Origin of the sequence: Ligilactobacillus salitolerans (assembly GCF_003864415.1) — a bacterium.
Taxonomy (GTDB): domain Bacteria; phylum Bacillota; class Bacilli; order Lactobacillales; family Lactobacillaceae; genus Ligilactobacillus; species Ligilactobacillus salitolerans.
On the sequence record NZ_BFFP01000006.1, the window covers coordinates 40,461 to 53,714 of the forward strand.

A 13,254-nucleotide genomic window follows, 5' to 3' on the forward strand; every position below is an offset into this window, starting at 1 on the left:
AAATTTGTTTGTTAGATTTTATGAGGTGATAAAATGAAAATTGCTCCTTCGATCTTGAGTGCGGATTTTGCAAACCTGGCGCGCGATGTAGCCGTAGTAGAAAAGGCTGGCGTGCAGTATTTGCATATTGATATTATGGACGGTCATTTTGTTTCTAATTTGACCTTTGGTGCTAATGTTGTCCAAGCTTTACGGTCTCATTCCGACTTGGTTTTTGATTGTCATATGATGGTTGATGATCCAGGTAAATATGTGGCTGATTTTGCACAAGCTGGGGCAGACATCATGGGGATCCATGCTGAAGCTACTCCGCATCTGCACGCTGTTTTGACTTTGATCAAAAATGCAGGTATGAAAGCAGAGGTTGTGATCAACCCTGCAACTCCAGTGAGCGCAATTGAAGAAGTTTTGCCCATGGTTGATCAGGTTTTAGTCATGACTGTTGATCCAGGATTCGGCGGCCAAAGTTTTCTGCCAGAGACTTTGCATAAAGTAGAACAATTGGCTGCTGCCAAGCAGAAAAATCAGTGGCATTATGATATTGAAGTAGATGGCGGGTTAAATGACCAGACTGTCCGGCAGGCCGTAAAAGCTGGTGCGAACGTGATCGTTGCCGGTTCCTATATTTTTGGCGCAGCTGACCCGGCAGAACGGATCGCGGCTCTAACGAAAGCAAGTGAAGAATAGTGATGAAAGTCAACTTGCTTGTTGGGGGGCCAGTAACTGATTGGCCGCAAGACTTAAAACAGCGTTTAGCTCAGAAAAATGCGGATGAAGTGTGGGTCGGAGCTGATTATGGGGCGGTGCGTCTAGTCAAGGCAGGGATCCGTCCTGTTTTAGCAGTTGGCGATTTTGATTCTTCCAGCCCAAGTGAAATTCAATTAGTTAAAGAACATGCGGTTAAAAGTATCATTCGCCCTAAGAAAGAAGACATCACAGATACGATGCTGGCTTTGCGTTGTATTTTTCAAGAATTAGAATTTGACCAGATCGTGATCTACGGGGCAACTGGGGCTAGATTAGACCAGTTTTTAAGCAATTTGTTTTTTGTGTTAATGTCAGAGTTTAAACCTTACTGTGAAAAAATCGAACTTATCGATCGTTGGAACCACATTAGTTTTTATCTGCCAGGGAAGCATCGATTAGAAAAATTACCTGACACGGCTTATTTGGCATTTGTTTGTTTAAATGCCGTTACCGATCTGCATTTGTATGATGCAAAATACAAATTAGATGGCGTCGATTTTACTGAACCGATCTCTTTATCAAGTAATGAATTCGTTGGTAATTCTACGAGTTTTTCATTTACAAGCGGCGTATTATGTGTCATTCAAAGTCACGATTAAAAAAATACACAAAAAAGGCAGTGCCTTCTTCATTGATGAGAAGACACTGCCGTTTTTTGCCGCAAATAAAAAAGGACTTAACAGTCCATTTTTCGCTTAAACGCGGGTAACTTTACCGGATTTCAATGCGCGAGCAGAAACCCAAACTTTTTTAGGTTTACCGTCAACCAAGATACGAACTTTTTGCAAGTTTGGCTTCCAGCTGCGGTTTGTTTGGTTCAAAGCATGGGAACGCTTCTTGCCAAAAGTCGTTTTACGACCTGTGATATAATCTTTTGCCATGATCGATGCTCCTCCTTATCCTCTTTACGGCGACTAAAGTCGCTTTACTCACTAAACTAAATTATCACACTAGCGGGGTAATTGCAACATTTTTCTGTAAAGGAAAAATACTTGGCAGCATTAAAACTTGTTAATTTAGCTTAAATTTGCAGCAGTCAACTTAAATTAGGTTCAAAAAAAGTGTGGAAAGCAAGAATGAAAGAGATTTCTGGCCAACCGATTTGGTTTTTGATAAAGTCATATGATAGAATAATAAATGATTGTCTATTAATATCAAGGAGGCTGTTTACATGGCTGTTAAAATTCAGAATCAATTAGGCAATATTGATATCAGTAATGATGTTATTGCAACCGTTGTTGGCGGGGCTGCTACAGAAATTTTCGGGATCGTCGGAATGGCTAGTAAGAACCAGATCCGCGACAACCTAAATGAGATACTAAAAAGAGATAATTATTCAAAGGGCGTAGTTGTTCGTCAGACTGATGAGGGTGTGGCGATCGATGTCTATATTATCGCCGGATACGGAACTAAGATCTCGGAAGTTTGTCGTAACGTCCAAGACAAAGTTAAGTATAATTTGCAGTCAATGCTTGGATTAGAGGCTAAATCTGTTAATGTCTATGTCCAAGGCGTCAAAGTCATTGAAGATTAAGCAACGGCCAAGGAGGAAACAGGATTTGAAAGTTGTAACTATTACGGACACAGAATTTCGCAAAATGGTATCAGCGGCGACAAACCGACTGAACAGTAATGCCGAATTTATTAATTCGCTGAATGTTTTTCCAGTACCCGATGGTGATACAGGAACGAATATGAGCTTATCTTTTGCCAGCGGGGCTAAATATGTCAATGAATCAACTGCCACGGCGATCGGCGATTTGACATCAGCCCTTGCCAAAGGACTGTTGATGGGAGCACGCGGCAACTCTGGGGTAATATTATCCCAGGTTTTTCGCGGTTTTGCCCGCAGCACAGCTAAAAAACAAACCTTGTCGGCGGTTGATCTGGCAGACGCAATTTCAACTGGGGTAGAAACAGCATATAAAGCTGTGATGAAGCCAACAGAAGGTACGATCTTAACTGTAGCGCGTAAGGCAGCAGAAGCAGCGCGCAAGTGTGTTAAGGAGTCAGATGATTGTGTCGAAGTCATGGAGAAAACCTTTGAGGCTGCAAAAGAAGCCTTAGCTACCACACCTGACCTTTTGCCAGTTTTAAAAGAAGTTGGTGTTGTTGATTCTGGTGGACAGGGTCTGACTTTTGTTTACGAGGCTTTTTCTGACGCTCTTAGCGGTAAAGAAATCAAAAATGAAAGCAGTCATCAACCGTCGGTGGAGGAAATGGAAGAGATGGTCAACGCTGAACATCACAAGAGTGTTCAAAGTAAATTGAACACAGAAGATATTAAGTACGGCTACTGTACTGAGATCATGGTTCGGATCGGCGGCGGCCGTTTAGTGGATTCAATCTTTGATTATGATACTTTCCGCAATCACTTGGCAGAAATCGGTGATTCATTGCTGGTAATTGCCGATGATGAGGTGGTTAAAGTCCATGTTCATACAGAACATCCTGGTGACGTTTTAGCTTACGGACAAAAATTTGGTTCCTTGATCAAAGTTAAGGTCGATAACATGCGTCTGCAGCATGAGACCATTCTAGAAAATGATGAACAGACACAGCCAAAAGAAGATGAACCTGCAGTTGATACTGGCGACTACGGAATTATTTCGATCAGTTCCGGTGCGGGGCTCGCGAAGATCTTCAAAGGCTTAGGTGTGACCGAAGTCTTAGATGGCGGTCAGACGATGAATCCCAGCACTGAAGATATCATGGCTGCGATCAAGAAGACCGGCAGTAAAAAAGTGATCATTTTGCCAAACAACAAAAATATTTTTATGGCTGCGCAGCAGGCTGCAGAGGTCAGCGACATTCCTGCAACAGTTGTTAAGACGAAATCAATTTCGCAAGGGATGACCGCTTTATTGGCTTTCGATCCTGCGGCTAGTTTGGCAGATAACCAGGAGATGATGACTGAAGATCTTGACACGGTTGTTTCTGGTCAAATTACTCAAGCAGTCAGAGATACGACTATTGATGGACAAAGTATTAAAAAAGACGATTATATGGGTCTGGTCGATGGCAAGATCAGCGTGACTGACAGAGAACTTTTCCAAGCAACAGTTGCGACGATTAAAGCCATGCTGGATGAAGACAGCGAGATCGTGACGATCATCTATGGTCAAGACGGAACTAAGGAACAAGCCCAAGCAGTGCAAGATGAGATCCTAGCTGAAAACGATGAATTAGAATTTGAACTGCATGAAGGCGATCAACCGCTTTACCCTTATTTGATCTCGGTTGAATAGAACCAAGCGCGAAATCAAGCGCCTGAAATGAAGTTTGATTTCAATTCTAGGCAAGGAGGCGGTTAGCATGCAGGAGCGCAGTCTTGCTGATCCTATTTCAGTTTTAAAGGGAGCTGGCCCGAAACGGGTAGTTGCTTTAAACAAATTAGGTGTCAACACGATTGAAGATCTGCTGACTTTTTATCCTTTTCGGTATGATGACCTGAGCACTAAACGATTAGATGAGCTTGCCGATCAAGAAAAAGCCACTATCAAGGGAACTGTTGCTTCACAGCCTGTTGTGGCACGCTTTGGCCGCAAGAAAAGCCGCTTGAATTTTCGCCTTTTGGTTGATCAGGCGGTTTTAATGGTCACTTTTTTCAACCAGCCGTATTTGGCGAGCCGCTTGGAAATTGGACTGGAAGTTGGTGTTTACGGTAAATATGATGTCAAACGCCAGCAGATCACTGGAATGAAGCTTTTTTCAGCTGCTGATCCGGATGATTTTGCAGGCATTTATCGTGCTTCTAAAGAGATCCGGCCGAATACAGTTAAACAATTTGTTCAAGAAGCATATCAAGAATACCAAGGATTGCTGGTCGATGTTGTTCCGCGCCCGATCCAGCAAAAATATCGCCTAGAACCTTTGGCACAGCAGGTCCACGATATGCATTTTCCTGCCACAAAGCAGGCGGCTGACTTAGCGCGCCGATCTGCAATTTTTGAAGAGTTCTTTCGTTATCAAGCTGGACTGCAGTTTATGAAAAAAAAGCAGCATCACGAGTTGGGCACGGTGATCAATTATGATAATTCGCAACTCAAAGATTTCATTGCTGCCTTGCCGTTTGAATTGACGCCAGCGCAAAAAAAGGTTGTTAATGAGATCTGCAGCGACTTGCACCACCCAGTTCAGATGAATCGCCTGCTGCAAGGTGATGTTGGTTCGGGTAAAACTGTGGTCGCCGCGATTGCGATCTATGCAGCAATCACGGCTGGTTATCAATGCGCCTTAATGGCTCCGACTGAAATCCTGGCTGAGCAGCACGCCGATAAGCTGAGTCGGCTTTTTGCACCGTGGAATGTGAATGTCGCCTTGCTGACAAGTTCTAATCCCAGCAAGGCAGCGGGCAAACGGGAGTTGTATCAACATTTAGCTGCTGGTGACATTCAGCTGGTAGTGGGCACGCATGCTTTAATTCAAGCTGATGTTGTTTTCCAAAACTTGGGGCTGGTAGTGACTGACGAGCAGCACAGGTTTGGGGTCGAACAACGCAAGCTGTTGCGGTTAAAGGGTAAAGAACCAGATGTTTTAGCCATGACTGCTACTCCGATCCCGCGAACATTGGCGATTACAACTTATGGCGAGATGGATGTTTCAGTGATCGACCAGCTGCCCCGGGACCGTAAGCCGATCGAAACAAAATGGTATTCAAAAAAACAAATCAATGCTGCGGTCAGCTTCTTATTCGAGCAAATTAAAAACGGTGCGCAGGCTTTTATTGTCTCACCGCTGATCGAAGAATCTGAAATGCTGGAAGCACAGAATGCCCGCGAAGTTTTTGCAAAAATGAGCGCGTTGTTTGAGCCGAATTACCATGTTGGCTTGTTGCACGGTCAGCTCAAAAGTTCCGAGAAAGAACAAGTTATGCAGGATTTTAAGCAGCAAAAATATGCTGTTTTGGTTGCAACAACAGTGGTTGAGGTCGGGATCGATATTCCAAATGCAACCGTGATGCTGATCTTAGACGCGGAAAGATTCGGCTTAGCGCAGTTACATCAGCTGCGTGGTCGAGTCGGACGCGGGAGCCGGCAATCATATTGTCTTCTGGTCTCTGACCCGAAAAATGATTACGGCAAAGCGCGGATGGAAACCATGGTGCAAACTAACGATGGTTTTTTGATCGCACAAAAAGATTTGGAATTACGCGGGCCGGGTGAAGTCTTAGGCTCTAAACAGGCGGGAATGCCCGATTTTAAGGTCGGCGATCCGGTTGAAAACTTGAATATTTTGCAATACGCACAGCAAGAAGCGCATAATGTGATCAGCGCTCCTAATTTTGACCAAGATCCTAGCAACGCCGGTCTGATCAGTTATTTACGCCGGTCGGTATTGGATCGAAACGGGTTGGATTAAGACGAATAAGGAAGTTGAACAGCAGATTTTTTGGAAAGCAAATCGATGTGAGAGGATGAAGAGACGTGAAAATAGCTGTTGATGCGATGGGTGGAGATAATGCGCCAGAAGCAATCGTTGCTGGAGTTGAACGAGCACGTGATGAATTTTTAGACACTGAATTTATTTTATATGGAGATCGCAGCCAAATCGATCCATTGCTGCACAAGACTGAAAGGATCACCTTAGTTCAAGCGGACGAAGTGATCGATATGAATGATGAACCTGTTCGGGCAATTCGGCGCAAGAAAAATTCTTCGATGGTCTTAGCTGCGACGGCGGTTAAGAAGGGTGAAGCTGATGCACTTTTTTCGTGCGGAAATACAGGAGCTTTATTAGCGGCAGGGCTGCTGCTGGTCGGACGGATCAAAGGAATTGCTCGTCCAGGTTTAGTTTCAACTTTGCCGGTCGTTAGCGGTGATGGTTCGTTTAATCTGCTGGATAGTGGTGCCAACGCCGATGGAAAACCTGAACAGCTCTATCAATACGCTTTGCTAGGCAAATATTATGCAACGAGTGTCCGTGGAATCGAAAATCCGCGGATTGGGCTGTTGAATAATGGGACCGAACCGCATAAGGGAAGTAAACTAACTTTAGAAGCTCATCAGCTGATCGCTGCGGATGATTCGATCAACTTTGTTGGCAACGTGGAATCCCGTGACCTGCTGGATGGTGTCTGTGATGTTGTTGTAGCTGATGGTTTTACTGGCAATGCTGTTTTAAAGGCAATCGAAGGTACCGCATCTTCTGTCATGCATTTGTTAAAAGATTCGATCATGAATGCGGGGATCGGCGGTAAAGTTGGCGCCTTGTTGTTGAAATCCAGCCTCAATCAGATCAAAGCAAAGATGGATCAATCACAGTATGGCGGAGCTGTTTTGCTGGGGGCGCAGGCTCCAGTCGTCAAGGCTCATGGTGCTAGCGATAGTGAAACTGTTTACTATACGGTCAAACAGATCAAGAGTATGATCGATGGGCAGATGCTGCCAAAATTTACGGAGTATTTTTCCGCTCAGCAAGCAGCTGCGGCCAAAAAAGACGACCAGCCTGAAGGTTAATTTTTGCTTGCTCAAGTAGGCAGAGACTGGACAATCCGCCAGTAAAACGATAAAATTATGTTACTGACTTATTAGTGAGGTAGGATAAAAATGACAGAACAAGAAGTTTTCACCAAAATTGCAGCAATCATTGAAGAACGCTTTGGTGTCGCTGCGGATAAAGTCACAAAAGAATTGAATTTCCAGGATGATTTAGATGCAGATTCAATTGATATTGTAGAATTTGTTTTAGAGCTTGAAGACACTTTTGGGGCTGAGATCTCTGATGATGATGCAGAGCAGTTGACCACCGTTGGTCAGGCAGTTTCATATATTGCTGAACACCAAAATGCCTAAGCTGGATATGCTTTACGAAACTGGCCGAGTGAGCCAGTTTTTTTTATAATAAATCCCGCCCAGAATTCGGATCTTATCTGATTTAGTGAGACAAGACAAACGTTCTTTGAATGAGCTAAATTCGGGTTTGCGGGAAGTCAAAATTTAAGGAGTAAAAATCGTGATTATTGGATTGGCACAACATTTAAAACAGGATTTTGGGATCGACTTTCATGAGCAGTCTTTGTTGGACGAAGCTTTTACCCATGCTTCATATGTGAATGAACATCCTAAGCAGAATTTGAAGTATTACGAAAGGATCGAATTTTTAGGCGATGCCGTGATGCAGCTTTGTGTTTCGGAGTACTTGTTTAAACGTTATCCAGGAATGCCGGAGGGCAAGCTGTCTCGTTTGCGGGCTGCGATGGTCTGTGAAGACAGCTTTAGTAAATTTGCCAAAGAGTGTCATTTCGACGAATACATTCGGTTAGGCAAAGGTGAAGAAAAGTCTGATGCCCGCCAACGTCCGTCGTTATTATGCGATATTTTTGAATCTTTTATTGGTGCATTATATTTGGACCAAGGTAAAGATGAGGTTGTTAGCTTTATTAGTAAAGTTGTTTTTCCTAAACTTGACTTGGGCTGGTTTGATCATTTCTTCGATCATAAAACTGCTTTGCAGGAGTATTTGCAACAGGATGGCGAGTGTCAGATCGACTACAAGCTCGTTGCCCAAGAAGGTCCAGATAACGAGCGTCGTTACCGGATGGCTGTTTTTGCTAACGGCGAAGAGTTAGGACAAGGAACGGGTTATTCTAAAAAAGCCGGAGAACAAGCCGCGGCCGCTCAAGCTTTGAAAAAATTCGGTCAGGCTGCAACAAAATAAATTAAGGAGGAGCTCAAATTGAAACTAAAGGCGTTAACGCTGAATGGCTTCAAATCCTTCGCAGATCAAACTAAAATTGAATTTAATGGGGGACTGACAGGAATAGTCGGTCCCAATGGAAGCGGTAAAAGCAATATTATTGATGCTTTACGTTGGACACTAGGGGAACAATCAGCTAAAAGTCTCCGCGGTGATAAGATGGCTGATGTTATTTTTGGCGGTTCAGAATCACGTGCTGCCTTAAACCGCGCTGAGGTTACCTTGGAATTTGATAACAGTGACCAAACTCTGCAAGGTTTGCCAGAAGAGGTCGTCATCTGCCGCAGATTATACCGGAGCGGCGAAAGTGAATTCTTGATCAACAATAAAAATGTGCGCTTACGTGATATCAATGAACTATTTATGGATACTGGCGTTTCGCGCAATTCCTTTTCTATTATCTCGCAAGGAAAAGTGGAGGCTGTTTTCAATAGCAAGCCTGAAGAACGCCGATCTTTGATCGAAGAAGCGGCTGGGATCTCAAAGTACAAAAAAGAAAAGCAAAAAGCACAGACTGAGCTATTGGAGACAACGGACCACTTGGATCGGGTGGCTGACATCATTGGCGAATTAGAAAGTCAAAAAGCTCCTTTGGAGGAGCAAGCCAGCTTGGCTCGGGATTACTTGGCACAAAAAAAGCAGTTTGACCATTTTGAACTGAGTAATTTAGTGTTAACAATGGCTAATCTCAGAGAAGAGATCGATCACACTACCGCTCAATTGAATTCAAATGAACTTTTGTCCAAAAAATACGAGCGGCAAAAAGCGGCTCAAGAGCAAGTGACGGAAAAGTTGACTGCTCAAAGTGAGCAGCTTGAAAATAAGTTGTCTGATTTACAGAATAACTTACTTGAATTTAGCAAGCAAAAGGAACGGATCTCTGGGAAAAAAGAGATGTCCCAGCAAGAACAAGAATTTCACCGCACCCGGGTTCAAGAGCTTGAGGGGCAGTTAGCTGAGAATCAGACTGATTTCACGGATGCCCAGCAGCGTTTTGACCAGCTAGAAGAACAGGTCACTGAAAAAAAGCGGCAACTGGCTCAATATCAGAATGCTTTAACTGAGTTAGAGAAACAGCAACAGACTTCACCAGCAGACTTAGCTGCAACAATTGAAAACTTGCGGTCCAAGATCCTGACCATGGCTCAAGAACAATCGGCACTCCAAAGTAAACTAGAGTACCTTACCGACGGGCAAAAGAACGAACAAGGTCAAAGTCTGCAACATAAAAAAGCTTTGTCTGTCCAAAAGGAAGCACTAGAGGAGTTGCGCTCGCGTTCAGAGCGGGCCAAGGAAGATTTAGCTGCTTGGGTAGAAAAATTAAACCAGCTGCAGGAAAAACAGTCAACTTTGAAGCAAGAAGAAGCAGAGCTGACTAAAGAGTATGAAACCAAGAAAAATCAATGGTATGCGGCCAGCGACATTTTGCACAGAGCCAAAGCTCAGCTCAATGCACTGGATAATGTAGCTGCTAATTACAGCGGCTACTACCAGGGTGCGAAGAATATTTTGCAGGCACGTTCGGACGTGTCAGGTGTCGTTGGTGCTGTAGCTGAGCTTTTACAATTAGAAGCCAAGTACAGTAAGGCGATCGAGACAGTTTTAGGCGGCCAGCTGCAAAACGTGGTCACCACCAATGAACAAGCAGCCAAAAAGGCAATTGCTTATTTAAATCAGCATCGTGCCGGACGGGCTACTTTTTTACCGCGAACAGCGGTCAAAGCGCGAAGTTTGCCTCTTTCGCTTAGCGAACAGCTGACAAGCATGCCCGGTTTTTTGGGGATCGCTAGTGACTTGGTTGAAGTACAGCCTGAAGACCAGGTTATTTTGGAGTACTTGTTAGGAACGACGATCGTTGTGCAGGATTTGGATGCTGCAGTCCAAATTGCTAAAATGATCAGGCACCAAGGACGAATCGTAACCCTGAATGGTGAGATCATTAATGCCGGCGGTTCGATGACCGGCGGGACTAGTCAACATAAACGGACTGGATTATTGGAACAAAAGCAGCAGCGGGAAAAATTATCGGCCGATATTCAGAAGATGCAGGATCAGTTAAAAAATGTGGAATTAGCCGGCAAACAAACCAGCGCTGACTTAGAGACCAAAAAAGCTCGCCAGAAAAACCTCGCAGAACAGCTGGCTGAAGTCCAAGAAAAAAAAGCTCAGGCGGCAGAGAAAGCAGCCGGGCTGGCATTGGAAATTGAACACGGACAAGAAAGCTATGAGCAAGCTCAACATACTTGGCAAGAGCAAAGTCAAATCAAAGAAAAACGAGCATTACAAATTAAAAGCATTCAAAGTCAACAAAAAGAGACTGCAAACAAGCTCGCCGAATTACAGACTGCTTTAGCCGAAAAACAGACAGCAACGACAGCTGCAGCTGATTCACAGAAGCAGTATGAGAAAAAAGCTGCCCAACTCAAGCAGGATGCTGCCTTGGAAAGAGAACGGTTAGATTCACTTCAGATTCAATTAAAAGAAGTTCAAAACCAAAAGCTGCATTTAGATGGCCTGATCAAAAAACAGACTGCAATGATCAAGGAATTGAAGGAACAGACTAAAGTCCATGCTAGTTCAGACCATGATCTAGCAATCAAGGTCAGTCAACTTGAAGAAAGTATTCAGCAAGCGACGAGTGCTTTGGAAGCTTTAACTCAACAACGAGCTGAGATCAAAGCTCAGTTAAATGATGAAAAACTTAAATTGCAAAGAGTTACAGGTCTAAGAGAAGCAGCACGGGATGAACAGCAGAAAAATCAGGTTCAATTAAGCAGACTAAGTACTTTGCTGGATCGAAACTTGACAGATCTTTCCGAAAAATATGGAATGACTTATGAATATGCAAAACAACAGGAACTCGAAACTGATCCAACGGTCGTTGCACGTCAACTGAAACTTTTGAAAATGGGGCTCGATGACCTGGGAGAGGTCAACCTTGGGGCAATTAAGGAATATGACAGAGTCAACGAGCGTTATGAGTTTTTAGCTCAGCAGCAAAATGACTTGTTGACAGCTAAGAGTCAGTTAGAATCTAGTATGTATGAAATGGATCAGGAAGTTAAACAACGTTTTAAGCAGACATTTGAGCGTGTTGCAGAAGCATTTAGGCATGTCTTTCCGCAAATATTTGAAGGCGGGAGTGCATACTTGTCTTTGACCGACCCGTCTGATCTTTTACATACGGGGATCGAGATCACTGCCCAGCCGCCTGGTAAGAAGGCGCAGCAGCTTAGTCTGCTTTCTGGCGGTGAAAGAACTTTGACTGCGATCGCGCTTTTATTCGCGATTTTGGAGGTCACTCCCGTCCCTTTTGCAATTTTGGATGAGGCTGAAGCTGCTTTAGACGATGCCAACGTGACGCGTTATTCACAATATTTACGTCGTTTGGATGATCACACGCAATTTATTGTGATCACCCACCGTAAGGGTACAATGGTTCAGGCGGATGTTTTGTATGGTGTCACGATGCAAGATTCCGGAGTTTCACGCATGGTTTCTGTTTCCTTAGCAGATGTAATTTAATGAGCATTTTGTTAAAATGAAGAGGACAACTTGCACGGGAGGAAAATAATTATGGGACTTTTTGATAAGTTAAAACGTGCTTTTGCAGTTTCTGACCCAGAAGAGAGTGAAGAAAAGCGAACAGAACAAGAGCAAGAGAAAAAAGAAGAAAGTCACGCACAAGAATCGCAGACCGCAAAGCAGGTGCAAGAGGCGCCAGAAGATGAGGCTCCAGTCAGTCAAAGCGGTGCAGAAACTAAAGAAGAACAAAGTGATTCGGAAGTAACAGAGGATGACGAACATGGTCTTGAAGAACAAGACCTTGAGGTTTCTGAGAAAGAAGAGCAGGAAGTTACCGATGAGCAGCGTTATGATCAAGGTCTTAAAAAATCCAGACAGGGTTTTGGAGCAAAAATCAATGCATTATTAGCTAATTTTCGCCACGTTGATGAGGATTTCTTTGATGACTTGGAAGAGACCTTGATCGAAGCTGACGTCGGTTTTGACGTCGCAGTCAAAATCAGTGACGAGTTGCGTGATGAGGTCAAGCTGCGTAACGCTAAAGCAAAAAAAGAAGTTTCTGATGCGATCGTGGAAAAATTAGTCGATATTTATGAAGAAGAAGGACATGAAGAAGACAACAGTCTGCATTTTGCAACAGCTGGACAACCAACTGTCTTCTTGTTTGTTGGGGTCAATGGAGTTGGCAAGACAACTACGATCGGTAAATTAGCTCACAAATACCAGCAAGAAGGCAAAAAAGTTCTTCTGGCTGCATGTGATACTTTTAGGGCCGGCGCGATCGAACAATTAAACGAATGGGCAAAAAGTGTTAATGTCGATATCGTTAAGAAACCAGCGCAAAGTGATCCGGCTGCAGTTGTATTCGACGCGGTTAAAAAAGCTAAAACTGAAAATTATGATATTTTGCTGGTTGATACAGCGGGACGGTTGCAAAATAAAGTCAATCTGATGAATGAATTGGCGAAGATCAAACGGGTCATTCAGCGTGAATTGCCAGAAAGTCCTCAAGAAGTCTTGTTGGCTTTAGATGCTACGACGGGTCAAAATGCACTGACCCAAGCTAAACAGTTTAAAGACGTGACAGAAGTTAGCGGGATCGTTTTGACTAAACTTGATGGTACTGCTCGAGGCGGGATCGTTTTGGCGATCAGAAACGAATTGCATTTACCGGTCAAGCTTGTTGGTTTAGGCGAGCAGATGGATGATTTGCGCACTTTTGATGCAGAAAAATTTGTCTATGGTCTGTTCAAGGACCTGATCGCACAACCAGCGAAATAGGTG

At 43.8% G+C, this 13,254-nt stretch carries 11 protein-coding genes; 10 read left to right on the plus strand and 1 reads right to left on the minus strand.

The window, feature by feature from the left end; all coding sequences use genetic code 11:
- The first annotated feature begins 33 nt into the window (after nucleotides 1-33).
- Both rpe and LFYK43_RS02880 read left to right on the plus strand, forming a co-directional pair.
- Nucleotides 34-687 (plus strand): ribulose-phosphate 3-epimerase, encoded by a 654-nt coding sequence (gene rpe, locus LFYK43_RS02875; RefSeq protein WP_124975246.1) that lies wholly within the window; start codon nucleotides 34-36, stop codon nucleotides 685-687.
- A 2-nt stretch (nucleotides 688-689) separates the two neighbouring features.
- Nucleotides 690-1,346 carry a thiamine diphosphokinase gene (locus LFYK43_RS02880; RefSeq protein ID WP_124975248.1) on the plus strand — a complete coding sequence of 219 codons (657 nt, stop codon included), beginning with the start codon at nucleotides 690-692 and terminating at the stop codon, nucleotides 1,344-1,346.
- A gap of 96 nt (nucleotides 1,347-1,442) precedes the next feature.
- Here LFYK43_RS02880 and rpmB read toward each other — a convergent pair whose 3' ends face one another.
- On the minus strand, nucleotides 1,443-1,628 hold the full coding sequence (rpmB, locus tag LFYK43_RS02885) for a 50S ribosomal protein L28 (RefSeq protein WP_124975250.1): 186 nt from the start codon (nucleotides 1,626-1,628) through the stop codon (nucleotides 1,443-1,445).
- 290 nt (nucleotides 1,629-1,918) lie between these two features.
- On the opposite strand from rpmB, the gene LFYK43_RS02890 reads away from it, so the two are divergent.
- The 8 genes from LFYK43_RS02890 to ftsY all read left to right on the plus strand — a co-directional run bounded on the left by LFYK43_RS02890 (nucleotide 1,919) and on the right by ftsY (nucleotide 13,251).
- Nucleotides 1,919-2,281: an Asp23/Gls24 family envelope stress response protein gene (locus LFYK43_RS02890; protein ID WP_124975252.1), complete on the plus strand. Its 363-nt coding sequence runs from the start codon at nucleotides 1,919-1,921 to the stop codon at nucleotides 2,279-2,281.
- 25 nt (nucleotides 2,282-2,306) lie between these two features.
- Nucleotides 2,307-3,995 (plus strand): DAK2 domain-containing protein, encoded by a 1,689-nt coding sequence (locus tag LFYK43_RS02895; protein ID WP_124975254.1) that lies wholly within the window; start codon nucleotides 2,307-2,309, stop codon nucleotides 3,993-3,995.
- A 67-nt stretch (nucleotides 3,996-4,062) separates the two neighbouring features.
- Nucleotides 4,063-6,108 (plus strand): ATP-dependent DNA helicase RecG, encoded by a 2,046-nt coding sequence (recG, locus tag LFYK43_RS02900; RefSeq protein ID WP_124975256.1) that lies wholly within the window; start codon nucleotides 4,063-4,065, stop codon nucleotides 6,106-6,108.
- Nucleotides 6,109-6,173: 65 nt separating this feature from the next.
- A complete protein-coding gene (gene plsX, locus LFYK43_RS02905) occupies nucleotides 6,174-7,205 on the plus strand; it encodes a phosphate acyltransferase PlsX (RefSeq protein ID WP_124975258.1) in 1,032 nt (343 codons plus the stop codon).
- Between the two features lie 90 nt (nucleotides 7,206-7,295).
- Nucleotides 7,296-7,541, plus strand: a complete 246-nt coding sequence (gene acpP / locus LFYK43_RS02910; protein ID WP_124975260.1) for an acyl carrier protein — start codon at nucleotides 7,296-7,298, stop codon at nucleotides 7,539-7,541.
- 160 nt (nucleotides 7,542-7,701) lie between these two features.
- Entirely contained in the window at nucleotides 7,702-8,406 is a 705-nt protein-coding gene (rnc, locus tag LFYK43_RS02915; RefSeq protein WP_124975262.1) for a ribonuclease III, read from the plus strand.
- Between the two features lie 18 nt (nucleotides 8,407-8,424).
- Complete coding sequence (smc, locus tag LFYK43_RS02920) at nucleotides 8,425-11,970, plus strand: chromosome segregation protein SMC (RefSeq protein WP_158609176.1); 3,546 nt, start codon at nucleotides 8,425-8,427, stop codon at nucleotides 11,968-11,970.
- A 51-nt stretch (nucleotides 11,971-12,021) separates the two neighbouring features.
- Nucleotides 12,022-13,251 (plus strand): signal recognition particle-docking protein FtsY, encoded by a 1,230-nt coding sequence (gene ftsY / locus LFYK43_RS02925; protein WP_124975266.1) that lies wholly within the window; start codon nucleotides 12,022-12,024, stop codon nucleotides 13,249-13,251.
- Nucleotides 13,252-13,254: the final 3 nt, after the last annotated feature.

Excerpts from the sequence above, each read along its gene's own strand:
- ftsY (WP_124975266.1), top strand. The coding sequence starts at position 12,022 with ATGGGACTTTTTGATAAGTTAAAACGTGCTTTTGCAGTTTCTGACCCA.
- recG (WP_124975256.1), top strand. The coding sequence starts at position 4,063 with ATGCAGGAGCGCAGTCTTGCTGATCCTATTTCAGTTTTAAAGGGAGCT.
- LFYK43_RS02890 (WP_124975252.1), top strand. The coding sequence starts at position 1,919 with ATGGCTGTTAAAATTCAGAATCAATTAGGCAATATTGATATCAGTAAT.
- rpe (WP_124975246.1), top strand. The coding sequence starts at position 34 with ATGAAAATTGCTCCTTCGATCTTGAGTGCGGATTTTGCAAACCTGGCG.
- LFYK43_RS02880 (WP_124975248.1), top strand. The coding sequence starts at position 690 with ATGAAAGTCAACTTGCTTGTTGGGGGGCCAGTAACTGATTGGCCGCAA.
- rpmB (WP_124975250.1), bottom strand. The coding sequence starts at position 1,628 with ATGGCAAAAGATTATATCACAGGTCGTAAAACGACTTTTGGCAAGAAG.
- acpP (WP_124975260.1), top strand. The coding sequence starts at position 7,296 with ATGACAGAACAAGAAGTTTTCACCAAAATTGCAGCAATCATTGAAGAA.